The sequence below is a fragment of the Rhizobium sp. SU303 genome, assembly GCF_021052345.1.
In the GTDB taxonomy this organism is placed as follows: domain Bacteria; phylum Pseudomonadota; class Alphaproteobacteria; order Rhizobiales; family Rhizobiaceae; genus Rhizobium; species Rhizobium laguerreae.
The window spans coordinates 4,582,587-4,607,787 of sequence record NZ_CP088095.1; the positions used below are offsets into that span (position 1 = coordinate 4,582,587).

The 25,201-nt window shown below is 61.2% G+C and carries 16 protein-coding genes; 7 read left to right on the forward strand and 9 right to left on the reverse strand.

The genetic code is table 11. The features are described from left to right. Positions 1–62: 62 nt before the first annotated feature. Positions 63–938, reverse strand: coding sequence for a pyridoxal kinase PdxY (gene pdxY, locus RlegSU303_RS22510; RefSeq protein WP_062940004.1), 876 nt, complete (start codon positions 936–938; stop codon positions 63–65). Between the two features lie 276 nt (positions 939–1,214). Here pdxY and RlegSU303_RS22515 point away from each other — a divergent pair, with 276 nt between their 5' ends. Together RlegSU303_RS22515 and RlegSU303_RS22520 are read left to right on the forward strand one after the other, a co-directional pair. Next, complete coding sequence (locus RlegSU303_RS22515) at positions 1,215–5,990, forward strand: NAD-glutamate dehydrogenase (RefSeq protein WP_168279322.1); 4,776 nt, start codon at positions 1,215–1,217, stop codon at positions 5,988–5,990. Between the two features lie 26 nt (positions 5,991–6,016). Then, complete coding sequence (locus tag RlegSU303_RS22520) at positions 6,017–7,405, forward strand: MFS transporter (protein ID WP_017962603.1); 1,389 nt, start codon at positions 6,017–6,019, stop codon at positions 7,403–7,405. Between the two features lie 46 nt (positions 7,406–7,451). On the opposite strand, the gene purH is transcribed toward RlegSU303_RS22520, so the two are convergent. The 4 genes from purH to htpX form a co-directional block, all read right to left on the reverse strand. Beyond that, complete coding sequence (purH, locus tag RlegSU303_RS22525; RefSeq protein WP_131620077.1) at positions 7,452–9,068, reverse strand: bifunctional phosphoribosylaminoimidazolecarboxamide formyltransferase/IMP cyclohydrolase; 1,617 nt, start codon at positions 9,066–9,068, stop codon at positions 7,452–7,454. A gap of 206 nt (positions 9,069–9,274) precedes the next feature. Beyond that, positions 9,275–10,948: a heparinase II/III family protein gene (locus tag RlegSU303_RS22530; RefSeq protein WP_231283326.1), complete on the reverse strand. Its 1,674-nt coding sequence runs from the start codon at positions 10,946–10,948 to the stop codon at positions 9,275–9,277. A 214-nt stretch (positions 10,949–11,162) separates the two neighbouring features. Then, on the reverse strand, positions 11,163–12,551 hold the full coding sequence (locus tag RlegSU303_RS22535) for an RsmB/NOP family class I SAM-dependent RNA methyltransferase (RefSeq protein ID WP_017962607.1): 1,389 nt from the start codon (positions 12,549–12,551) through the stop codon (positions 11,163–11,165). Continuing rightward, positions 12,542–13,504, reverse strand: a complete 963-nt coding sequence (gene htpX, locus RlegSU303_RS22540; protein WP_017962608.1) for a zinc metalloprotease HtpX — start codon at positions 13,502–13,504, stop codon at positions 12,542–12,544. Before htpX ends, RlegSU303_RS22535 begins: the two co-directional genes overlap by 10 nt. 110 nt (positions 13,505–13,614) lie before the next feature. On the opposite strand from htpX, the gene RlegSU303_RS22545 reads away from it, so the two are divergent. Next, positions 13,615–13,839 carry a DUF1674 domain-containing protein gene (locus RlegSU303_RS22545; RefSeq protein ID WP_017962609.1) on the forward strand — a complete coding sequence of 75 codons (225 nt, stop codon included), beginning with the start codon at positions 13,615–13,617 and terminating at the stop codon, positions 13,837–13,839. Positions 13,840–14,069: 230 nt separating this feature from the next. Here RlegSU303_RS22545 and acs read toward each other — a convergent pair whose 3' ends face one another. After that, positions 14,070–16,025: an acetate--CoA ligase gene (acs, locus tag RlegSU303_RS22550; protein WP_017962610.1), complete on the reverse strand. Its 1,956-nt coding sequence runs from the start codon at positions 16,023–16,025 to the stop codon at positions 14,070–14,072. Positions 16,026–16,253: 228 nt separating this feature from the next. Between acs and RlegSU303_RS22555 the strand changes: the two genes are divergently transcribed. Beyond that, positions 16,254–16,958, forward strand: a complete 705-nt coding sequence (locus RlegSU303_RS22555; protein ID WP_032984599.1) for a DUF1013 domain-containing protein — start codon at positions 16,254–16,256, stop codon at positions 16,956–16,958. A gap of 76 nt (positions 16,959–17,034) precedes the next feature. Here RlegSU303_RS22555 and RlegSU303_RS22560 read toward each other — a convergent pair whose 3' ends face one another. The 3 genes from RlegSU303_RS22560 to RlegSU303_RS22570 form a co-directional block, all read right to left on the reverse strand. Beyond that, positions 17,035–17,970, reverse strand: coding sequence for a flagellin N-terminal helical domain-containing protein (locus tag RlegSU303_RS22560; protein ID WP_017962612.1), 936 nt, complete (start codon positions 17,968–17,970; stop codon positions 17,035–17,037). A 155-nt stretch (positions 17,971–18,125) separates the two neighbouring features. Continuing rightward, the gene (locus RlegSU303_RS22565; RefSeq protein ID WP_231283327.1) at positions 18,126–20,036 is read right to left on the reverse strand and encodes a propionyl-CoA synthetase; all 1,911 of its coding nucleotides are present in this window, start codon (positions 20,034–20,036) and stop codon (positions 18,126–18,128) included. Between the two features lie 75 nt (positions 20,037–20,111). Beyond that, a complete protein-coding gene (locus RlegSU303_RS22570) occupies positions 20,112–20,771 on the reverse strand; it encodes a YggS family pyridoxal phosphate-dependent enzyme (RefSeq protein WP_231283328.1) in 660 nt (219 codons plus the stop codon). Positions 20,772–20,971: 200 nt separating this feature from the next. On the opposite strand from RlegSU303_RS22570, the gene leuS reads away from it, so the two are divergent. From leuS to holA, 3 genes are read left to right on the forward strand one after another with little or no spacing between them, the layout of a single operon-like run. After that, positions 20,972–23,602 (forward strand): leucine--tRNA ligase, encoded by a 2,631-nt coding sequence (gene leuS / locus RlegSU303_RS22575; RefSeq protein WP_231283329.1) that lies wholly within the window; start codon positions 20,972–20,974, stop codon positions 23,600–23,602. After that, the gene (gene lptE / locus RlegSU303_RS22580; protein WP_065281676.1) at positions 23,592–24,113 is read left to right on the forward strand and encodes an LPS assembly lipoprotein LptE; all 522 of its coding nucleotides are present in this window, start codon (positions 23,592–23,594) and stop codon (positions 24,111–24,113) included. Before leuS ends, lptE begins: the two co-directional genes overlap by 11 nt. Positions 24,114–24,123: 10 nt before the next feature. Next, positions 24,124–25,164: a DNA polymerase III subunit delta gene (holA, locus tag RlegSU303_RS22585; RefSeq protein WP_231283330.1), complete on the forward strand. Its 1,041-nt coding sequence runs from the start codon at positions 24,124–24,126 to the stop codon at positions 25,162–25,164. The last annotated feature ends 37 nt before the right edge of the window (positions 25,165–25,201 follow it).

Sequence of the window (25,201 nt, forward strand, 5' to 3'; positions counted from 1 at the left end):
TTAGCGCGCGCGGAAGACAAGATCAACTGCTGCACCGCAAAATGAACATATTGGCAGATGCGTCACTTTTTCCGCCGCTGCGCCGGGTGCACGAGGCGGCGCATCTGCACCATGGCCATCGGCGTCGAAAGGCTGGAAGCATCGCTTGCCAGCATCAACTCGTTGCTGCCGCGCTTGACGGCACGCGCAAGCACCTCGAAGACGCTGGCGGTGGCAAGCTGCAGCGCCTTTTCGTCCTCGATCCCGGAAAGCAGGCGCGACAGGAAAACGGCGGCAATGAGGTCGCCGAGACCATTCGGCGGGTTGTCGACAACGCGATGCTCGGCAAGAAGGGCGTGACGGCCGGAAAGATAGAGATTGCCGGTACCGCCCGCCATCATCGGCACCGCCGAAGTGACGAGCATGCGCGATGGTCCGAGCGCGAGCGCCGCCTCCATGATCGCGCTGTTGTCTTCGAGGGCTGCCCCCGAAAGCCATGCGAGCTCGTAGCGGTTCGGCGTCGCGAGCGAGGCGAGCGGAATGAGATGGTCGCGAATGGCCTCAGCGGTCGCTTCCGGCACATAAAGACCGCCAAGATCGCCCATGACGGGATCGCAGACATAGAGCAGCTCGGGATTGTTTTGCCTCAGCGCACCGATCAGCCGGGCGACGGAGCGCGCTTGGGCGGCATTGCCGAAATAGCCCGAAAGCACCGCCTTGACTTCGCCGATCCACGGCGCGCGGATCAGATCGTCGATTGCCGCATCGAAATCCGTTTCCGCAAAAGTCAGCCGCGTCGAGCGGCCGTGGCCGGGATGCCATGGCAGCACGATGGTCGGCAGGGCCCAGACCGGATGACCGAGCGTCTCCAGCGCAAAGACGGCTGCCCGGTTTCCGACCGAGCCCCGCACCACATGGCTGGAGATGACGATGACTGCGCCCGCTGCATTTTCCGACATGATACCCAAGATCCGAATGATGACGGCGTTTGATGATCTGTTTGACGCCACGCTGTCAACCATTCTTCATGCGGGCGTGGAAATGTTCGGCGGAACGAAAATCCGGAAGACGGGACTTTCGCTTTCACTTGGCGAAGAAAGCGGAAAATCTCTTACGATTTCTCTTTTCCAGCGCCAAAAAAGCGTCAAAACAATCCTCCGGACCTCTTTTTTAGAGATTTTTTCGAAGAATCTTCTGCTAGCTTGCGGAAAATCAGACATTGAGGGAGGCGATCCATGGCTGCCAGACACAATCCGAAACGGGAAAAGCAGATCGAAAGCGCGCGCAAGATCGCCAAGGCGACAGGCGAGGCGCATCTCGATCCGGAAATTCTCTTCGGCCGGGCAAGCAATGACGATCTCGAACTCTATACACCAGAAATGCTGGCGCTCTCCGCGGTGCATTCGGCAAAGGAACTTGCTGTCTGGAACGGCAAGGCGCCCCGCGTCAGCATCGACACGATTGCCGATGTGACGCCTGATGGCATCGCCGTCTCGGTGCTTTCAGTCACCGACCAGAACATGCCTTTTTTGTTTGAATCGGTCATGGGCGAAGTGACGAGCACCTATCGCGACCTGTTCATGGCCGTGCATCCCATCCTGATCATGGAAAAGGGCAAGGCGCCGACGACGTATTCCGCCGATCACCCGAGCGACCCGGCCAACCGCGTCAGCCATATCCAGCTTCATATTGCACCCCTCAACTCCGCCCAGGCCGCCGATCTCGTCAAACGCATCGAAAAAGTCCTCGAACAGGTCCGCCTGTCGGTTTCCGACTGGAAGCCGATGCTTTCCAAGATCGACGGAGTGATTGCCGAGCTCGCGGCCAATGGCGCCAGCCGGAAGAAGGTTGATCGCGACGAAGCCGTCGCTTTCCTGACCTGGCTGCGCGATGAGAATTTCACTTTCCTCGGCATGCGGGAATATGTCTATTCCGGCAAGGGCGCCGATGCCAGGGTCGAGCGCGATAAGGGTGCAGGCCTCGGCATCCTTTCCAACCCCGATGTTCTGGTGCTGCGCACCGGCAAGGACGCCGTGACGACGACGCCTGAGATCCTTGCCTTCCTCGACGGTCCCGACTTCCTGATCGTCACCAAGGCGAATGTTAAGTCGATCGTTCATCGCCGGGCCTATATGGATTATGTCGGCGTTAAGCGCTTCGACGCTGAGGGCAACGTCACCGGCGAATTACGCATCGTCGGCCTTTTCACGTCGACCGCCTATACCTCGCTCGCCTCCGAAATCCCGCTGCTGCGTTCCAAGATCGAGAAGGTGAAGGAACATTTCGGCTTCGACCCGATGAGCCATTCCGGCCGCATGCTCGACAACACGCTGGAATCCTATCCGCGCGACGATCTTTTCCAGATCGACACGACGCTGCTTGCAAGTTTTGCCGAACAGATCAACGACTTGGCCGATCGGCCGCGCGTCCGCGTCCTGCCGCGCATCGACCATTTCGACCGCTTCGTCTCGGTAATCGTCTACGTGCCGCGCGAGGAATATGACTCGATCGTCCGCGAACGGATCGGCACCTATCTGAAGACTGTCTATGACGGCCGTGTCTCCGCCTATTACCCGGCTTTCCCGGAAGGCGGCGTGGCGCGGGTGCATTTCATCATCGGCCGCTCGGGCGGCAAGACGCCACGCATTCCGCAGTCAAAGCTCGAGCAGGTGATCCGCGAGATCACGGCCCGCTGGGACGACCGTTTCGAGGCGCTGGCAGGCGCCAAGGCGCCGAAGATATCCGTCGACCAAGCCTTCCAGGATTCCTTCACGCCGGAGGAAACCGTGGCTGACCTCGCCGATATCGGTGCCTGCGCCGCCGGTGAGCCGCTGCGCATTCAGTTTTACCACCGTCAGGAAGAAGAGGGCCGCATCCTTTCCTTGAAGATCTTCCACGCTGGCGGCCAGCTGGCGCTGTCGCGCCGCGTGCCGCTTCTCGAGAATCTCGGCTTCAACGTCGTCAGTGAACGCACTTTCGACATCGGGGTGCCGGTCGCCGATGGAGAAAAAAAGCTCGTCGTGCTGCACGATATGGAGCTCGAGGCCCGCAATGGCGGTGAGATCGATCTGCAGCGTTACGGCGCCGCCCTCGAGGAAGGCTTCGTCGCCGCCTTCGCCGGCACGATCGACAATGACAGCTTCAACCGGCTGATCCTTTCGGCCGGGCTCTCGGCGCGCGAGACGAACGTGCTGCGCGCCTATGCGCGTTATCTCCGCCAGGCCGGCATCGCCTATTCGCAGGATTATATCGCCACGACGCTCGACAAATATCCCGGTGTCGCCGCTGCTATCTTTCGTCTCTTCCATGACACGCTCGACACCAGGCTTTCGGAGAAGGCCCGCGTCAAGAAGCTTGCCGAACTGCACCAGGCGATCGAGGCCGAGCTTGCCGACGTGCCGAGCCTCGACGACGACCGTATCCTGCGCCGCTACGTCAATATCGTCGATGCGACGCTACGCACCAATTATTTCCAGAAGAACCCGGATGGCTCGCCGAAACCGATGCTGGCCTTCAAGCTCGATCCGCATCTGGTGGACGGGCTGCCGCAGCCGAAACCCTTCCGCGAGATGTTCGTCTATGGCGTCGAGGTGGAAGGCGTACACCTGCGCTTCGGCAAGGTGGCGCGCGGTGGCCTGCGCTGGTCGGATCGCGCCGAGGATTACCGCACCGAGGTCCTCGGTCTCGTCAAGGCGCAGCAGGTCAAGAACGCGGTAATCGTGCCGGTCGGCGCCAAGGGTGGCTTCTATCCGAAGAAACTCCCCGTCGGCGGCAGCCGCGACGAGATCTTCAATGCCGGCCGTGAGGCTTACAAGACCTATATCCGCACGCTGCTTTCGATCACCGACAACATAGCAGGCGCCGATATCGTCCCGCCGAAGGATACCGTCAGGCTCGACGGTGACGACCCCTATTTCGTAGTCGCCGCCGACAAGGGCACAGCGACCTTCTCCGACACCGCCAATGCACTGGCGCAGGAAGCCGGCTTCTGGCTGGACGACGCCTTTGCTTCCGGCGGATCGGCCGGTTACGACCACAAGAAGATGGCCATCACCGCCCGCGGCGCCTGGGAAACCGCGAAACGCCATTTCCGCGAAATGGACATCGACATCCAGACGACGCCCTTCACCGTCGCCGGCGTCGGCGACATGTCGGGCGACGTCTTCGGCAACGGCATGCTGCTCTCTCCGAAGATCCGGCTCATTGCCGCCTTCGATCACCGCGACATCATCATCGATCCCGACCCCGATATGGAAAAGACGCTGACTGAGCGCCAGCGGCTTTTTGACCTGCCGCGTTCAAGCTGGCAGGATTTCGACAAGAGCGTACTGTCGAAGGGTGCAATGATCATTTCGCGCGCAGCGAAATCGGTCACGCTGACGCCGGAAGCGGTTGCCGCGATCAGCATCGACAAGGCCGTGGCCACGCCCTTCGAGATCATGACGGCGATCCTGAAGAGCCCGGTCGACCTGCTCTGGTTCGGCGGCATCGGCACCTATGTGAAAGCGCCGTCCGAAACCGACACCGAAGTCGGCGACCGCGCCAATGACCCGATCCGCATCACCGCGGTGGAGGTGCGCGCCAAGGTGATCGGCGAGGGCGCAAATCTTGGCGTTACTCAGAAAGGCCGCATCGCCTACGGTCTGAAGGGTGGGCGCTGCAATTCCGACGCCATCGACAACTCAGCCGGCGTCAATACCTCGGACGTCGAGGTCAATATCAAGATCGCGCTGGCAGCCGCCATGCATGACGGACGCCTGACGCGCGCAAAACGCGACCAGCTTCTTTCCTCGATGACCGGCGAAGTGGCGACTCTGGTGCTGCGCAACAACTACCTGCAGTCGCTGGCGATCTCGCTGACGGAACGCAAAGGCACGGCAAACGGCCTGGAACTTGCGCGCTTCATGACGGTTCTAGAAGGCGCCAAGCAGTTGAACCGCAAGGTGGAGACTCTTCCGGACGACCAGACTCTCACAGAACGCTACACGGCCGGCAAGCCGCTGACGCGGGCTGAAATCGGCGTGCTGGTGTCCTATGCCAAGATCGTGCTCTTCGACGCGCTGATCGCAAGCGATCTGCCTGATGATCCCTATTTCATTGCGACGCTTTCGAATTATTTCCCCGTGAAAATGCAGAAGTCGAATGCCGGCGATATCGCCAACCACCGCCTGAAGCGCGAAATCGTTGCGACCGTGCTTGCCAACGAAGCGATCAATCGCGGCGGGCCGAGCTTCACCGTCGCCATGATGGACGCAACGGCGGCTTCAGCACCGGAAGTGGTGCGCGCCGCAATCGTCTCTAGAGACGGTTTCGGCCTGACCCACCTTTGGGCCGAGACGGACGCCTTGGACGGCAAGATATCGGGCGAGATGCAGAACCGCATCTACGAGGAGATCAGCCACAGCTTTATCGTGCTGACGCGCCTGCTGCTGAAAACGGGCATGACCAAGGCCGATATGGCAGAAGTGATTAGCCGGCTTCAGGCGGCCCTGAAGAAGCTGAAAACCGCCTTCGCCGGACAGGTGGCCGGCGAGGTCGCCGTGCGCCAGGCGGAGTACAGCCAGGCGGGCCTGCCCGAAAAACTCGCCGCCGACATCGCCAGCCTCCCGATCTTCGCACTGGTGCCGGAGATCATGCAGATCGCCGAGCGCACCGGCGAACCCCTGGTACGCGCCGCCGAGAACTACATCGCAGTGTCGCAGACCTTCCGTATCGGCAGGCTGCTGGCGGCGGGCGGGCGGATCCTCACCTCAGACCATTACGAGAATCTGGCGCTTGCCCGCAGCATCGATCAAATCGCCAGTGCAAGGCGCGACATCGTCATCTCCGCCCTTTCCGATCACGGCAAGGAAAAGCTTCCCGTTCAAGCCTGGCATGCGCAGGATCGTATCCGCATCAACCGTATCCTCGAGGAGCTTTCAACCCTCAGCGACGGCGGCGATCCCAATCTCGCGCGTATTACCGTTGCTGCAGGTATCCTGACCGATCTTGCGCGCGACCGGGTGAGGTGAGACAGTCCGCGTCAAAGAAGGAGCGGATGTTGAATCGCATTGACTGGACAGGAACGCAACCGCCGAAGGCCACGGAGAAGGGCATCTGGGGGTGGATGTTCTTCGATTGGGCAGCACAGCCCTTCTTCACCGTGGTCACGACCTTTATCTTCGGGCCCTATTTCGTTTCCCGCCTGACCGATGACCCGGTATCCGCGCAGACGACGTGGAGCAACATGGCGACGATCTCCTCGGTGATCATCGCCCTTCTCTCACCCGTCCTCGGCTCGATCGCCGACCAATCCGGCGCACGCAAACCCTGGATCGGCTTCTTCGCGGTCATCAAGATCGCCAGCCTCTTCTGCCTGTGGTTCGCCGCACCCGGCTCGCCTGTTCTCTATCCCGTCATTTTCATGATCCTCGCCTCGATCTCGGCCGAGTTTTCGATCGTCTTCAACGATTCGATGATGCCGCGCCTGGTCGGCAAGCACGAGGTCGGCAAGCTCTCCAACACTGCCTGGGGGCTCGGTTATCTCGGCGGCATCATCGTGCTCATTGCCGTCGTGACGCTTTTGGCGGCGAGCCCTGAGACCGGCAAGACCATCCTCGGCCTTGATCCGCTGTTCGGCCTCGATCCTGAGACCGGCCAGGATGCACGCATCACCGGGCCGATCTCGGCCGTCTGGTATCTGATCTTCATCCTGCCGATGTTCTTCTTCACGCCCGATGTCGGCAAGGGTCTTCCCTTCGGCACCGCGGTGCGCTCCGGTTTGCGGGAACTCAAAAACACGCTTGGCGAGCTCAGAGAGCGCCGCGGCATCCTGAAATTCCTCATCGCCCGCATGATCTATCAGGACGGCGTCAACGGCCTGCTGATCCTTGGCGGTATCTTCGCGGCCGGCATGTTCGGCTGGGCGACGATCGAGATCGGTATCTACGGCATCATCCTGAATGTGATTGCGATCTTCGGCTGCCTGATCGCCGGCCGCATCGACAAGGGCGTCGGTTCGAAGGTGACCGTCGTCATCAGCCTCACGATGCTGCTTCTCGCCACCATCGGTATTATTTCGACAGGACCGGGCTACACCCTGTTCGGATTGATGCCGCTGCCGACGGCGGATTCCGGCGGCCTCTTCGGCACGGCGGCGGAAAAGGCCTATATCCTCTATGGCCTGCTGATCGGGCTCGCCTTCGGGCCGGTGCAGGCCTCGTCACGCTCCTATCTCGCCCGCAGCGTCAACATCGAGGAAGCCGGCCGCTACTTCGGCATCTACGCGCTTTCGGGGCGCGCCACCAGCTTCATGGCGACTCTGCTCTTTTCGCTGGTGACCTATATGAGCGGATCACCGCGGCTCGGAATGGCAACGCTGATCCTGTTCCTCGCCGGCGGATTGATACTCTTGATCCGCACATCCTATCCGGCCGATCGCGCATAGGGACAAACCTGCTCGAGGAAGAGCGCCGGCCACCGCCGGCACCCGATCAGTGCCGGAAATGGCGCATGCCGGTAAAGACCATTGCGACGCCGTGTTCGTTGGCGGCATCGATGACTTCCTGGTCGCGCATCGAGCCGCCCGGCTGGATAACCGCCGTCGCCCCTGCGGCGATCATCGACAGAAGACCGTCGGCAAAAGGCAGGAAGGCCTCGGAGGCAACCGCCGAGCCATGCGTCATCGGGACTGCAAGGCCAAGGGCCTTGGCGGCCTCTTCGGCCTTTAGCGCGGCGATGCGGGCGGAATCGACCCGGCTCATCTGGCCGGCGCCGATGCCGGCCGTCTGGCCGTCCTTGGCATAGACCACGGCATTCGACTTCACATGTTTGCCGACCTTGAAGGCGAACTTCATGTCATCAAGTTCCTGCGCCGTCGGCGCGCGCCTGGTGACGACCTTGAGTTCCAGATCCTCGACCATGCCGTTGTCGCGGCTCTGGACCAGCAGCCCGCCGGAAACGGTCTTTGCCGTCAGGCCCGCGGCACGCGGATCGGGCAGGCCACCGGCAGACAACAGCCGCAGGTTCGGTTTGCGGGCGACGATCGCCTTCGCCTCCTCCGTGACATCCGGCGCGATAATCACTTCGGTGAAGAGCTTGACGATCTCTTCGGCCGTTTCGGCATCGAGCGTCTGGTTGAGCGCTATGATGCCGCCGAAGGCGGAAACGGAATCGCAGGCAAGCGCCCGCCGATAGGCCTCGACCAGGCTCGATCCGGTGGCGACGCCGCAGGGATTGGCGTGCTTGATGATCGCGCAAGCCGGCGCCTTCTCCGGCAGGAACTCGGCGACGAGCTCGTAGGCCGCATCCGTATCGTTGATATTGTTGTAGGAGAGCTGCTTGCCCTGGAGAAGAGCGGCCGTCGAAACACCCGGACGCTTCTCGCCGGTCACATAGAAGGCGGCCTTCTGGTGCGGGTTTTCGCCGTAACGCATCTCTTCCTTCAGCGCACCGCCGATGACCCGGTGGCGCGGCATGTCGATCGACAGCGCCTCGGCGAACCAGTTGGAGATCATTGCATCATAGGCGGCGGTGCGGGCATAGGCCTTGGCGGCCATGCGCTGGCGGAAGGCATAGGCGGTCTTGCCGTCATCTGCGGAAAGCTGCTCCAGCAGCTCGGCATAATCGGCTGGATCGGTCAGGGTCGTCACATAGGCATGATTCTTGGCCGATGCGCGGATCATCGCCGGACCGCCGATATCGATATTCTCGACGGTCGTCGGATAGTCGCCGCCGGCTGCGCGCACCTCCTCGAAGGGGTAGAGGTTGATGACGGCGAGGTCGATACCCTCGATGCCGTGCTTTTTCATCGCTTCCTGGTGTTCGCTGTCGTCACGGATCGCCAGCAGGCCGCCATGCACCGTTGGATGCAGCGTCTTCACACGCCCATCCATGATCTCCGGAAAACCGGTGATTTCGGAGACATCGGTGACTGCAAGACCGGCAGCGGTGATAGCTTTAAACGTGCCGCCGGTCGAAAGCAGGCGCACACCTCTGGCAGACAAGGCGTGGGCGAGGTCGACGATCCCGGTCTTGTCGAAGACGGAGATGAGCGCAGTCTTGATTTCGACCTTGTCGGGGGTGGGGATCTTCTTGGAAATGACGGCCATGAAACCTTCTCCGTTCGGGCTTCGGGAGGACATCCGCAAGGGATGTTCGCATGCTGGCGCCGCGTTAGCACAGCTTTGCCGCCGCGCAAACAGGCGTCAGCGCATGACGCCAAAAAGCACGAGCCATTTTTGGACGGCATCGTACTTTACTTCTTTGATGTGGATGCGATCCCGATTTTGGCCGCTCGGCTCAAAATCATCCGCTTCTAGCCTTTGCGGGACAAAAACCAGCGGATTTCGGTCTTCTCGGCAAGATCGAAATCGATCTCGATCTGGTCCGAGCCGCAGATGCCGGAGCTGTCGGCAAAGAAGATATCCTCGGCGATCAGCACTTCATTGCCGGGTGCGGAAAACAGCCAGCTTTCGCCGTCCGGCGCCGTCAGCAGCACGGACTCCCCGTCACTCTGATGCAGGACGATCGAAGGATGGATATGAAAACGGGCGACGGCCTTCAGGGGCTCGTCACTCTCATATCCTTTGCGGACGACGAGCCGGTCGCGGCCGGTCACGATCGAACCTGCGGCATTGAGTGTCAGCTCACGCTCGTGCAGCACCCCGAACACCCTGAGATAACCGTCATGGCTGAGCTTTATGCCGTCGCGTCCGTCTTCGGTTTCGGCACGCTCGACGGTGATTGTCCTCACCGGTTCGGTGATTGCGTGGTTCAGGAAGGGCGAAGGCGAAAAGCGGCTGGACGAGGTGTCGTTGAGGATAACGGTCGAATGCGCCGCCGTCGTGCGCGCCATCTGGACATAACGATGCCCGGCAAATTTCGGCGAACCCGAATTGACGATGAAGCGATGACGTCCGGACGACATCTCGAAGGAGAGGCTGCCGGCATGCGCGGTCCGAAGCGCGCCTCCCGAAGGCGGCGTGCCGGTATCGGCAATGATCACCGTCTTGCCCCCGGAAAGCCGCTGATAACGCGAATGCGGCAAAGCCTTGAACGGCTGACCGGCGGTCTCGTCATATCTGAGCACCGACATCAGCTCGTTTGCGAGCGTGGAGGTCGCCCCGTTGAAGAGCGCCAGGTCTCCGTCCTGATGGCGAAAGAATCGCAGCGCCGGATAGATGCGGTCTATGCCGGAGATCAGCTTCTGCGGCAGGTCATGGCCGAGATTGACATAGGTCTGCCGGAGCGGCAGCAGATCGAGCAGCAATTCCAGCCCGACGCGCGGATTGCGCGAGATATGACCGCCATCCGGCAGAATCTGGCTATCGAATTGGCGGTCGAGCGCCTGCGCCGCCCTTCTGAGCGTAGAGGCGCGCGCCGGCATGGCGACGGAGGCCATGGCCAGCGCGATACGCAGCCGAAACAGCTCCAGGCCGCCGAGGGTGAACGGCGCCATCCGGTGCAGGAACCTCACCTGGAACGCCAGCGACTTCATGAAGCGGCGATAAAAGCCGCGGTCGGCATTCTGCAGTACCACCGGCGAATGCGACAGCCAGGCAATAACGCGCTGGGCGGTGACGTCGGTTTCCCAGGCAATCCCCTCCATGCGACCGGCATGGATGGAAAGCCAGCTGTCGACGATCGCGCGGGCGACAGCCGAACTACGCTCCGTCTTGTTCGCCCGCATATGCCGCAGCCAGCCGAAGCTGTGAAGACGGATGGCGAAGGGGCGCGAGGGCAGGGTGAAGGTGAAGGGCGACTTCTCGTTGGTTTCCAGCATGCGCCCGGCGAGGAGAAACCGTCCGTTGAGGATCTCGTCGGCCACATGCGGATCGATGCTGCGCAGATCGGTCGGTGCGACGATCAGACGCTCCGGCACCTTGATCGAATGGCGAAAGAGCTTCAGGCGCAACAACGCGACGCGGCGCAAGGCGCGCCGCCAAGCCTCCCGAACATACATGCTCGCAAAACGCCGACCGGACTGCATATTCTATTGTCTATTGACCCTCGTGGTTAAGAATAGGTGAAAAGTGGCCGATTTCATCGTCCGCAATGAATTAATTCGTGACAAAGTTCGAATATACGCACATTGACGCGTTTCACCTGAAATCACGCGGGCGGTTTGGAGAACGGCATGCGTGACACGAGGCTACGAAGCACCTCGTACAGCCCAGGCTCGCCGCGAGCGCTCAAGCCTGCAATCAGGCCACGCGCCGCAGCACCGCCGCATAAAAGCCGTCGAGGCCGGAGCCGATGCCGTCAGGCATTTTCAGCATGGTGGGAAGCGTGCGGAACTCGCCGAGTGGCGTGATCGCCGTCTCAAGGCCCGGCCAGTCACCGGCGCCGATCGGAACGCGCTCGACCGCATCCGTATCGGAAAGAACACGGGCGACGACGTCCTCACCCTCGACAGGATCGAGCGAGCAATTCGAAAAAACCAGCGTGCCGCCCGGCTTCAGCAATCTTAGCGCGTGTCGCAGCAGCCGTTCCTGCAGCGCCGCCAGCCTGGCGATATCCTCAGCTCCCTTGGTCCACAACACGTCGGGGTGCCGACGCGTCGTGCCGGTGGAAGAGCAAGGGGCATCGAGTAGGATCGCGTCAAAACGCTCCGCCGGCTCGAATGTCGTCAGATCTGCCGCAATCGTCTCCGCTTTGAGACCGAGCCGGTCGAGATTCGACCGCAGCCGTCTCAGCCGGTTTTCCGACTGGTCGAGGGCGGTGACTGCACCGCCGGCAAGGATGAGCTGCGCTGTCTTGCCGCCGGGCGCCGCACAGAGATCGGCGGTGCGTCTGCCTGAGAGATCGCCGAAAAGCTTCGCCGGTATGCTTGCCGCCGCATCCTGCACCCACCACGCGCCCTCGTCGAAGCCTTCGAGCGAGGGGATGCCGCCGTCGAAGGCGGCGAGACGAATGCCGCCTGTGGGCAAAACAACGCCGTTCAGCCGCTTCGCCCAGCCTTCGGGGTCGGACTTGACGGTCAGATCGATTGCAGCCGGTTCGAGCTGGGATTCCGAAATTGCCAGCGCCGCGTCCCGGCCATAGGCCTTTTCCAGCCTGGCGATGAACCAGGCCGGCATCGGCGCGACCTTGCCGATCTCATCAAGCACCTGTTCCTTCTCGCGGCCGAGCCGGCGAAGAATGGCATTGACCAGCTTGGCAAAACGGCGATTGCGGGGATCCTGATTGGCCTGCTCGACGGCGAGATCGACGGCAGAATGATCCGGGACGTCGAGATAGAGGATCTGCGCCGCTCCGATTGCGAGCACGTGATGCAGCGCCCTTGCGCCCTCCGGCAGCGGCGAATCCAGCAGCCCGGCAATCGCGGCATCGATGCGCGGCAGGTGGCGTAGCGTCGTGTTCAGGATGGCGCGGACGAGCGCCCGGTCGCTTTCGCCGAGCGCCCTATAGGCCGGATTGCCGTGTTCATGATCGAGAGCACCGTCGAGCGGCAGCTTGCGGTCGACGACGGCAGCAAGAATTTTTGCAGCCGCGGCCCGGGCCTGCAGGCCAGGCTTTGCCGGAGCGGATCGCTCGGTGGAGGGCTTATGCTTGCGGAATGGCTTCTTCGTGCCGTCTGAATTCAAGACCACGGACCTTTTGGCGGTTGCGAACCACCGCGACCAAGACCCGTATCCGGAACAGAGCGCGATTTGCGCGACGGATTAGCAGCACGAGCCGGCGACGTCGAGACATTCATGCCGCCTTGCGCCATGTCGTGCAGCGCGGCGATGCGGTTTTCCGTGTTCGGATGCGTCGAAAACAGATTGTCCATGCGCTCGCCGGAGAGCGGATTGATGATGAACATATGCGCTGTCGCCGGGTTGCGCTCGGCATCCTCGTTCGGCACATGGGCAGCACCGCGCGCGATCTTGCCGAGCGCCGAGGCAAGCCAGAGCGGATTGCCGCAGATCTCGGCGCCGCGGCGGTCGGCCGAATATTCGCGGGTGCGGCTGATCGCCATCTGCACCAGCATGGCGGCGAGCGGCGCCACGATCATCGCGACGATGACGCCGACGAAGCCGAGAGGATTGCTGTTGTTCTCACGGTTGCCGCCGAAGAAGAAGGCGAAGTTGCCGAGCATGGAGATCGCGCCGGCAAGCGTTGCCGTGATCGTCATCGTCAACGTGTCGCGGTACTGGATGTGGGCCAGTTCATGCGCCATCACGCCTGCGACCTCCTCGGCAGATAAGGCGCTGAGCAGGCCGGTCGAGGCGGCGACGGCGGCATTGTCGGGATTGCGGCCAGTGGCGAAGGCATTCGGCTGTGGGCTGTCGTAAAGATAAACCTTCGGCATCGGCAGGCCGGCATTGCGGGCGAGGTCGCGCACGATCGCAAAGAATTCCGGCGCGTTGCGCTCATCGACCTCCTGGGCGCGATAGGCCGAAAGCACCATGCGGTCGGAATTCCAATAGGAGAAGAAATTCATGCCGGCGGCAATGACGAATGCGATCATCATGCCGGCCCGACCGCCGATCAGGAAGCCGACAAACATGAAAAGCGCCGTCATGAAGGCAAGCAACATGGCAGTGCGAACGAGGTTCATGGCGGATCTCCATCTCCAATTTCGGCACCACAAGCTTTCAATCCCGGCACCGGCGCATTATGATTTGGTTATTCATCAGCCATTTTCAATATTTCCGGCAGGAGACGGCCATGCAGGACGCCGATAACGACAACAGCGAAACGCCGACGGCCGGGGGATCCGAGCCGCCGCGCAAGATGCTGTCCCCGGCTGCCAGACGCGCCCTTGCCGAAGCCGAGGAGCGGCGAAAAAACCAGAAGCCGCTGGAGCTGCCGCCGGAGATCGGCGGCCGCGGCGGAGCTGAGCCGGCGCGTTTCGGCGATTACGAAATCAATGGCAGGGCGATCGATTTCTAAGCCAATATTACTATTGGCTTCTCCGGCCGCAGCAGAATGGAGTTAAGAATCCGGCTAACGACATCTTAGGCGACAGGTATTTCAGCCACATCTAGCAGGCGTGACCTCGCCGGGAATGGTCTCAGGGCTTCGCCCATAAACATGCTTGGATGCCGTAAACCACGCATCGAATACGCGGAAACAAAAGAGCCGCCCCGGAAGCCCGAAAGGGACCGGAACGGCTCGATCTATCAGGCGGTCGCCTTGTTCTGCCGGTTGGCGATCAGATCGTCGACGACTGCCGGATCGGCGAGCGTCGAGGTATCGCCGAGCGCACCGAAATCGTCTTCGGCAATCTTGCGCAGGATGCGGCGCATGATCTTGCCGGAGCGGGTCTTCGGCAGGCCGGGCGCAAACTGGATCTTGTCGGGCGCGGCGATCGGGCCGATTTCGGCCCGCACATGTTTCACCAGTTCCTGGCGAAGCGTATCCGATCCCTCGTGACCGGACATCAGCGTCACATAGCAATAAATGCCCTGGCCCTTGATCGGATGCGGATAACCAACGACCGCGGCTTCCGAAACCAGATTATGCGAGACAAGGGCGGATTCCACCTCCGCCGTGCCGAGCCGGTGGCCGGAGACGTTCAGCACATCGTCGACGCGGCCGGTGATCCAGTAATAACCGTCCGCATCGCGCCGGCAGCCATCGCCGGTGAAATACTTGCCCTTGTAGGTCGAAAAATAGGTCTGGATGAAGCGCTCGTGATCGCCATAGACCGTGCGCATCTGGCCCGGCCAGCTGTCGGTGATGCAGAGATTGCCGTCGGCAGGGCCTTCCAGCACCTTGCCCTCATTGTCGACCAACTCAGGCTTGACGCCGAAGAACGGGATCGTCGCAGAACCGGGCTTCAGATCGGTGGCGCCAGGCAGCGGCGTGATCATGTGGCCACCGGTCTCCGTCTGCCACCACGTATCGATGACAGGGCAACGCTTGTCGCCGACGACATTGTAGTACCATTCCCAAGCCTCGGGATTGATCGGCTCGCCGACCGTGCCGAGCAGGCGCAGCGAAGAGCGCGAGGAGCGCGTGACGAAGTCGTCGCCGGCACCCATCAGCGAGCGGATCGCCGTCGGCGCCGTATAGAAGATGTTGACCTTGTGCTTGTCGATGACTTCCCAGAAACGGCCCTGGTCCGGGAAGTTCGGCACGCCCTCGAACATCAGCGTCGTCGCGCAGTTCGCAAGCGGCCCATAGACGATATAGGAGTGGCCGGTCACCCAGCCGACATCGGCCGTGCACCAATAGACGTCGCCGTGATGATAATCGAAGACATATTCATGCGTCATCGCCGCATAGACGAGATAACCGCCCGTCGTGTGCAGCACGCCCTTCGGTTTGCCGGTCGAGCCGGACGTATAAAGAATGAAGAGCGGATCTTCCGCCTTCATCTTCACCGGCGGGCATTCCGCCTTCACGGTAGCAATCTCCTGGTGATACCAGAGGTCGCGGCCGGGCGCCCAGCCGGTCTTGCCGCCGGTGCGGCGAACGACCAGCACCTTGCTGACATTAACATGCTGGCGGGCGGCGATATGGATCGCCGTATCGGTGTTGTCCTTCAGCGGCACCGGCTTGCCGCCGCGCAGGCCTTCGTCGCAGGTGATGACGAAAGTGGATTCGCAGTCGACGATGCGCCCGGCCAGCGCCTCGGGCGAGAAACCGCCGAAGACGACCGAATGCACCGCGCCGATGCGGGCGCAGGCGAGCATCGCATAGGCCGCTTCCGGGATCATCGGCATATAGATGGTGACGCGATCGCCCTTGTTGACGCCGTGCTTCTTCAACACGTTCGCCATCCGGCAGACATGCTCGTAGAGCTCGTTATAGGTGACTTTCTTGTCGATATAGGGGTTGTCGCCCTCCCAGATGATCGCCACCTGGTCGCCATTCGTTTTCAGATGACGGTCGATGCAGTTGTAGGAGACATTTGTCTGACCGTCCTCGAACCACTTGATCGAAACCTTGCCGGTAAAGGAAGTGTTCTTGACCTTGGTATAGGGCTTGAACCAGTCGATCCGCTTGCCGTGCTTGCCCCAGAACTTGTCGGGGTTCTCGACGCTTTCCTCATACCATTTCAGGTACTTTTCCTTATCGATCAGGGCGCGCGCCTTCACCGGCTTCGTGACCGGATAGATCTTCTCCGACATGCAACTCCTCCTCATGGGACATGCGACGGGCCGCGTGAGCTATGGCCCGGACTTGAAATCACGGCAATTCATAGCAGTTCGCCTCGCCACGGCAATTAGACAAAGGTCATTTCATTTCGGAAGAATTGCAATTCTGCGACAGTGCGGTTATATAGCGCCATATTTCCCGGACATTGTGGTGACAATCCACGGACCGCGACCGGCGCGGACGATAGAAGGACTATATCCATGGCTCAAACACTGCTCATGCCGAAGGCGACAGCCATTTGGCTCGTCGACAATACGGCACTGTCTTTCGATCAGATCGCGCAGTTCTGCAAACTGCATCCGCTCGAAGTCAAGGCGATCGCCGACGGCGAAGCGGCGCAGGGCATCAAGGGCCTCGACCCGATCTCGACAGGACAGCTTTCCCGCGACGAGATTGCCCGCGCCGAGGCCAATCCGAACCACAAGCTGAAGCTTTCCGAACCGAAGGTGCGGGTGCCGGAATCCAAGCGCCGCGGTCCGCGTTATACGCCGGTTTCCAAGCGTCAGGACCGCCCGAACGCCATTCTCTGGCTCGTTCGCAACCATCCGGAGCTGAAGGACGCGCAGATTTCCCGCCTCGTCGGCACGACGAAATCGACGATCGAGCAGATCCGCGAGCGCACCCACTGGAACTCCGCCAACCTGGCGCCGATGGATCCGGTCACGCTTGGCCTCTGCAGCCAGATCGATCTCGACATGGAAGTGGAAAAGGCCTCCAAGGGCCGTCCGCTGCCGACCGCTGCCGAGCTGGGCGCAACGCTGCAATCGGCCCAGGACACCGAGCGCCTGACCCCGAGCTACGAGCGCGAGGAGGAAAAGGAAAAGGAAATCGATGCCGACGCCGTCTTCCGCAAGCTGAGCTCGCTGCGCTCGGCCCCGAAGGACGAAGACGACGATCAGTACTGAGATATCACGATCTAATGAAAAACCCCGCCGGTATGAGCTGACCGGCGGGGTTTTTGTTGCGGATTGCCTGTTTCGATTAGTTGCGGAACAGGGTGAGGATGTTCTGCGCCGAGCTATTGGCGATCGAAAGCGACTGGATGGCAAGCTGCTGCTGCGTCTGCAACGCCGTGAGCTTGCTCGATTCCTCCTCCATATCGGCATCGACCAGGCGTCCGACGCCGGAGTCGATCGAATCGTGAAGGCCGCTGACAAACGTTTCCTGCAGCTGGATACGGGTCGAGATCGAGCCGAGCGCCGAGCCGGCGGCGGTCATGGCGCCGAGAACCAGTTCGATACCGGCCAGGGCTGCGTCGAGCTGACCCTGAGTGAAACCGGTGATGTCGAGAGCATATATCGACGGCATGACGATGACGGTACCGCCATAGGTTCCGTTGAAGGCCGTACCAATGATACCGCTGCTCGTCTCGATCGCACCGGTGCTCGTCATGCCGAAAAGCACATTTCCAAGCGTGCCTGAATTGAGCACGTAGTCCGTCGTCTTGACCGAAACGGCATTGCTGCCATCGCGCACGAAGGACGAGACGACGCTCTTCGTGCCGGAGGCGCCGGCAACCCAGTTTTCGCCGGAGAAGGACGCCGATTGGGCAATGCTGAGCAGCTGCTCCTGAAACTGGTCGAGTTCCTGCTGGATCTTCGTCTTGTCGACACCCTTTTCCGTGGCGGCGACGATCTTGGCCTTGATTTCGCTGACGACATCGAGCGCGCTATCCATGGCCGAATAGGCGGTATCGACCTTGGCTGCACCAAGTCCGAGCGCATCGGAGACGGCCGAAAGCGCCTTGTTGTCAGAACGCATGGTCGTCGCAATCGACCAATAGGCGGCATTGTCCGCCGCCTTTTCGACACGATAACCCGATGAAACGCGACCTTGGGTGTCCTTGAGGCTATCGTTTACGCCGCGCAAAGTCTGCAGCGCTGCCATGGCAGCGTTGTTGGTGAGGATGCTTGTCATGATCCGTTCCACAATCGTTGAGAAAGGGGCAATCCGGACTAAGCCGGTAACGGCGACCGCGTCATGCAAAGCCTGCTATGCAAGCCATTGCCGTTAACAAATGCTTGCATCAACATGGTTAACAATTCCTCAATTAGGCTTACCGAAAGTTTAATTCACATCGGCAAGGAGCCTAAACCGCGTCCGCGCAGCGCCTCGGCAATTTCCTCTAAAATCGTTGGATCATCGATAGTTGCAGGCATTTTCCAGGGTATGCCGTCGGCGATCTTCTGCATCGTGCCGCGCAGTATTTTGCCGGAGCGTGTCTTCGGTAACCGGTTAACGGTGATGGCCGTCTTGAAGGCGGCGACAGGCCCGATCGAATCACGAATCATCGCCACGACCTCTGATTCGATCGCCGTCGCGTCACGGGAAACATGTCGTTTCAGCACCTGGAAACCGCAGGGCGCCTGACCCTTCAGCGCATCGATCACGCCGATGACCGCGCATTCGGCGACATCTGGATGACGCGCGCAGACCTCCTCCATCGCCCCCGTCGAGAGACGATGACCGGCGCAATTGATGATGTCGTCGGTGCGCGACATGATGAAGAGATAGCCGTCCTCATCGACATAGCCGGCATCGGCCGTCTTGTAATAGCCGGGAAACTCATCGAGATAGGCCGAGCGAAAACGCTCGTCGGCGTTCCAGAGGGTCGGCAGGCAGCCGGGCGGCAGGGGCAGCTTCACGACGATATTGCCGAGCGTTCCCGCCTCGATCGGATGACCGGCATCGTCGAGCACCGCAATATCGTAGCCGGGCATCGGCAGCGCCGGCGACCCGTGCTTGACGGGAAGGGCGCCGAGACCGAGCGGATTTGCGGCGATCGGCCAGCCGGTCTCCGTCTGCCACCAATGGTCGATGACGGGTATGCCAAGCATGCGCTCGGCCCATTTCAACGTCTCCGGATCCGCCCTCTCGCCGGCAAGAAACAGTGCGCGCAAATCCGGCATGGGATATTGGCGCATCAGTTCACCGTCACCGTCCTCCCGCCGGATGGCGCGGAATGCCGTCGGCGCCGTGAAGAGCACCCGCACCTGATATTCCGAAACGATGCGCCAGAATGTGCCGGCATCCGGAGTGCCGACCGGTTTTCCCTCGAAGATCAGAGTGGTTACGCCTGATAGCAGCGGGGCATAGACGATATAGGAATGCCCGACGACCCAGCCGATATCCGAAGCCGTCCAGAAGACCTCGCCCGGCTTCAAGCCGTAGATATTCCGCATCGACCAGTTGAGCGCGACCATATGGCCGCCATTGTCACGCACGGCGCCCTTCGGCTGGCCCGTCGTGCCCGAGGTATAGAGGATGTAGAGCGGATCGGTCGCCTTGACGGAGACACAGGCGATCTTATTGCCACGATGCCGCGCCACCGCCGCCTCGAAATCCTGATCGCGGCGGCTGACGAGATCTGCCCGAAGCTCCGGCCGCTGCAGCACCAGACAGTGCTCCGGCTTCGAATGCGCGATCTCGATCGCCTGATCGACCAGTGGTTTGTAGGCGACGATGCGGCCGGGCTCGAGCCCGCAGCTCGCGGTGATCACCAGCTTCGCAGCGCAATCGTCGATGCGCGCCGCAAGTTCGCTGGCGGCAAACCCGCCGAAAACGACGGAGTGAACCGCACCGATGCGGGCGCAGGCGAGCATCGAAAAGACCGCCTGCGGCACCATCGGCATATAAAGGATGACGCGATCGCCTTTGCCGATGCCGCGCTCGACCAACGCTGCCGCGATGGCCATCACCTCCCGAAGCAGCTCATCATAGGTAAAACGGCGCTTCTCGCCGTTCATTGCGCTGTCGAAGATGACCGCCGTCTCGCCGCCGCGGCCGGCAGCCACATGCCGGTCCAGGCAATTGTGGCAGGTGTTGGTTTCCGCGTCTGAGAACCAACGGCCATAGACGCCGTCATTCGGCGAGAACACCCGTTCCGCTGGCTTGAACCAGTCGATGTCACTGGCCGCTTCGCGCCAGAAGGCTTCGGGATCGCGTTTCCAGGCCGCATAGGCCTGATGATAGCCGTTCCGCATCTGCTCCTCCCCAGGACATGCAAACCTAATCTAGGCGGCATTGAGGGGAACAGGAAGCCCGACCAAAGCAGCGTTTCAGCGCGTGCCGAAAATCGCTGATCCCACCCGCACGCTGGTGGCGCCGAAGGCGATAGCCGTCCCGTAGTCGCCCGACATGCCCATGGAAAGTTTTTCGACGCCGCATTTGAGCGCGAGCTTTGCCAGCAGAGCGAAATGCGGCCCGGGATTTTCCTCGGCCGGCGGAATGCACATCAAACCTTCGATCGAAAGGCCGAGCCCCTCGCGGCAGACGGCGACGAAGGCCGGAGTGTCGTCAGGAGCAATACCCGCCTTCTGCGGTTCAAGCCCGGTATTGACCTGGACATAGAGCCGCAGCGCCTTGCCCTGCCGCCTCATCTCCTCGGCAAGTGCGCGGGCGATCTTTTCCCGGTCCACCGTCTCGATGACGTCGAAAAGTGCGACGGCATCCGCCGCCTTGTTCGATTGCAGCGGTCCGATCAGATGCAGCTCGATATCCTGATGCTCGGCCTTCAGCGCCGGCCACTTGCCCTGGCTTTCCTGCACCCGGTTTTCCCCGAACACACGCTGCCCGGCTTCGATGGCCGGGCGGATCGCGTCCGCCTCGAAAGTCTTCGACACCGCGACGAGCTGAACGGAGCCCGCCGATCGGCCTGCTTCGCGTTCCGCGGCGGCGATCCGCGACCGCACGTCGTTCAACCGCTCTTGAAGTTCCATCGTTTTGCCTCGACATACCAACATGAAAGGATTGGCAATGAACTAACCAGCCAACCTGTGCTTGCCAAGGCCCGCCTTCGCGAAATCGCTTGCGCGTGATCAAGATCGGACGCTTGCAGCGCCTGCAAAACTTGACGCTACGGTGGTTTCATGGTGAAGGTCTCGACCAACTCCCCTGATTTTCCGGAAATACGAATACCATGGCCACCGAACGTTATAACCCGCGCGATGCCGAGCCCCGCTGGCAGCAGAAATGGAATGAAGACAAGGTCTTCGAGACCGACAACGCCGATCCGCGCGAAAAATATTACGTCCTCGAAATGTTCCCCTATCCGTCGGGGCGCATCCATATGGGTCATGTCCGCAATTACGCCATGGGCGACGTCGTCGCCCGCTACAAGCGCGCCCGCGGTTACAACGTGCTGCATCCGATGGGCTGGGACGCCTTCGGCATGCCGGCGGAGAATGCCGCCATGGAGCGCGGCGTGCATCCCGCTTCCTGGACGCACCAGAATATCGGCTCGATGAAGGCGCAGCTGAAGGCCATGGGGCTTTCACTGGACTGGAGCCGTGAGTTTGCCACCTGCGACGTCGAATATTACCAGCATCAGCAGCACCTCTTCCTGGATTTCCTGGAAAAGGGCCTGGTCTATCGCAAGCAGTCGAAGGTGAACTGGGATCCTGTCGACAACACCGTGCTCGCCAACGAACAGGTGATCGATGGCCGCGGCTGGCGTTCCGGTGCGCTGGTCGAACAGCGCGAACTGACGCAATGGTTCTTCAAGATCACCGACTTCAGCCAGGATCTGCTGGACGCACTGGATACCCTCGACCAGTGGCCGGAAAAAGTGCGTCTGATGCAGAAGAATTGGATCGGCCGTTCGGAAGGCCTGACGATCCGCTGGGAGATCGTGCCGGAAACGGCACCTGCCGGCGAGAGCGAAGTGACGGTCTATACCACCCGGCCGGACACGCTGTTCGGCGCTTCCTTCCTGGCGATCGCCGCCGATCATCCGCTGGCGAAGGATGCCGCCGCGAAGAACCCTGATATCGACGCCTTCTGCGACGAGTGCCGCCGCGCCGGCACCTCGCTCGCAGCACTCGAGACCGCCGAAAAGAAGGGCATGGATACCGGTATCCGCGTCAGGCATCCGCTTGATCCCTCCTGGGAGCTGCCTGTCTATATCGCCAATTTCGTCCTGATGGATTACGGCACGGGCGCCATCTTCGGCTGCCCATCGGGCGATCAGCGCGACCTTGATTTTGCACGCAAATATGGCCTGCCGGTGGTGGCAGTCGTCATGCCGAGGGATGGCGATGCGGCAAGCTTTGCCGTCGGCGATACCGCCTATGACGGCGATGGCGTGATGATCAATTCGCGCTTCCTCGACGGCAAGACGACCGAGGAAGCCTTCAATATCGTTGCCGACCGGCTGTCGGCCGCTTCGCTCGGCAATGCGCCGCAGGGCGAACGCAAGGTCAATTTCCGACTGCGCGACTGGGGCATTTCCCGCCAGCGTTATTGGGGCTGCCCGATCCCGGTCATCCATTGCGATGATTGCGGCGTCGTGCCGGTGCCGAAGGCGGACCTGCCGGTTAAGCTGCCCGACGACGTCACCTTCGACCTGCCGGGCAATCCGCTCGACCGTCATCCGACCTGGCGCCATGTCTCCTGCCCGAACTGCAGCAAGGATGCCCGCCGCGAGACGGATACGATGGATACCTTCGTCGATTCGAGCTGGTATTTCACCCGCTTTACCGCGCCCTGGGAAGGAAAGCCGACCGATCCGGAGGCGGCAAACCGCTGGCTGCCGGTCGACCAGTATATTGGCGGCATCGAGCACGCGATCCTGCACTTGCTCTATTCCCGCTTCTTCACCCGCGCCATGCGCGAGACCGGTCACGTCGCCGCCACCGAACCTTTCAAAGGTCTTTTCACCCAGGGCATGGTGGTCCACGAAACCTATAGCCGCGGCGCCGGCGCCAATCGCGAATGGGTGGCACCCGCCGATATCCGCATCGACGAACTCGACGGCAAACGCCGAGCCTTCCTGTTGGCGAACAATGAGGAAGTTGCGATCGGCTCGATCGAGAAGATGTCGAAATCGAAAAAGAACGTTGTCGATCCCGACGATATCATCGCCTCCTACGGCGCCGATACCGCCCGTTTCTTCGTTCTGTCCGACTCTCCACCCGAGCGTGACGTCATCTGGTCCGAAGCGGGCGTCGAAGGCGCTCATCGTTTCACTCAGCGTCTGTGGCGCTTGATTTCCGAAGCAGCCGACGCGCTCTCCGCCGTGGTACCTGCGCCGGCAACCGATGGGGAGGCGTTGTCGATCTCCCAGGCCGCCCACAAGACGTTGAAGGCTGTCGAGAACGACTATGACAAGCTCTGGTTCAACAAGGCCGTTGCCCGAATTTATGAACTCGTCAACGCGCTGGCCGCACCGATGACGAGGGTTGCGGCAGGTGAGGGTGATGCCACCTATCGCGCGGCGGTGCGCGATGCCGCCGAGATTCTGATTCAGCTCGTCTCTCCGATGACGCCGCATCTGGCTGAGGAATGCTGGGCCGCGCTCGGCAATGAAGGCCTGCTTGCCCGGACAAGCTGGCCGCGATACGACGAAACACTCGTCATCGAAAACGATGTCGTCTTGCCGGTACAGATCAACGGCAAGAAACGCGCTGAATTGACAATTTCTCGCGATGCAGATCAGAATGCCGTCACCAACGCTGTGCTGGATCTGGATGCGGTGAAGAACGCGCTGAACGGACAGGCACCGAAGAAGATCATCGTGGTTCCCCAAAGGATTGTAAACATTGTCGTTTGATATCGCTTGCAAGCTGGCCCGCAATGCCGGCATCGCCATGATCCTTGCCTCGGCGGCTTTTCTCTCCGCCTGCCAGGTCCGACCGCTCTATTCCGAGAGTTCCGGTGTCGTCGAAAAGCTTTCCTCGGTCGGCTTTTCCCCAGCAAGCAGCCGCGTCGAGCAGCAGGTGCGCAATCGCCTTATCTTCCTTGCGTCGCGCGGTGCCGGTGAAGCGGTAAACCCGCAATATCAGGTTGAGATTCGCGCTACCTCGTCTGTTACCGATACGCTCCTGACGGATTCCTCGGACACGTCGCGCGCCGGCCGTGTGACCGTCAGCGTCACCTACACGCTGCGTTCGGCGAGCGACAATCACGTGATCAAGGCCGGCAGTCGCGCTACCACGGCGCTGGTGGATTTTTCCGAACAGGAATTCGCCAAGCAGCGCGCGATCCGTGATGCCCAGAACCGCGCGGCGGATCAGGTGGCGGAATTCGTGGGAGCCGATATCGCCGCTGCCCTCAGCCGCTGAGGGCGGAGATGTGGCAGAGATAAAATCCCACGAATTCGAGACGTTCCTGCAGAAATCGGCGCGGAACTATCGGATTTACGTCATCTACGGGCCGGATCGTGGTCTTGTTTCCGAACGGGCAAGCCTGCTCGCCGGCAAGAGCGGTGTTGCTCTCGATGATCCCTTCTCGCTGACCAAGCTCGATATCGGCGACCTGCAGAAAGACCCCGGTCGGTTGGTAGACGAGGTCCAGTCGATCGGTCTGTTCGGCGGCGAGAAACTAATCTGGATCCGCGGTGTCGCCAACGAGAAATACCTCGTCGATTCCTTGGCACTGCTGGCCGAAAAACCACTCGAAGCCGCCTATCTGATCGTCGAGGCCGGTGACCTCAAGAAGGGTTCCCTGCTGCGCAAGACCGCGGAAGCCGCCCGATCCGTCATGACGATCCCCTCCTACGCCGATGACAGCCGCGCCCTGAATGCATTGATCGACACGGAGCTCGGTGCAGAGAAGCTCGGCATTACGCCGCCCGCGCGACAAGCGCTGATCGCGTTGATCGGCGGCGACAGGATCGCTTCCCGAAACGAGGTGCGCAAGCTTGCCCTTTACTGCCGAGGCTTCGATACGGTCGAAGAACATCACGTTACCGAAATAATCGGCGATGCCAGCGCCATCTCGGTTGACGACGCCGTCGATGCCATCCTCGGCGGTGATCTCAACGCTTTTCTGCACGCCATGCAAAAAATCAGCAGCTCGAAAACCGCGATCTTTCTCGTGCTGCAGGCATGCCTGAAGCAGTTCCAGCTTCTGGATTCGATGCGCGCCGAAATGGATGAAAAACGGCTGCAGCCGCCTCAAATCATGCAGACAATGGGGCGGCATCTGCATTTCCGCCGCAAGCCGATCATCGAACAGGCGCTGCGCCAGTGGACCGCGGAAAGCATCGCCCGTGAATCCAATCGGCTACAGGCCGCTATTCTGCAAACCAGACGGCGGCAGGTGCTGGAAGACAGCGTGGCGATGCAAACGCTTCTGTCCACCACCCTTCAATCAGGCCGGAAATCCGCCTGACCAGCGCACGTCGGCCCAAAAAATCATAACCGATTTT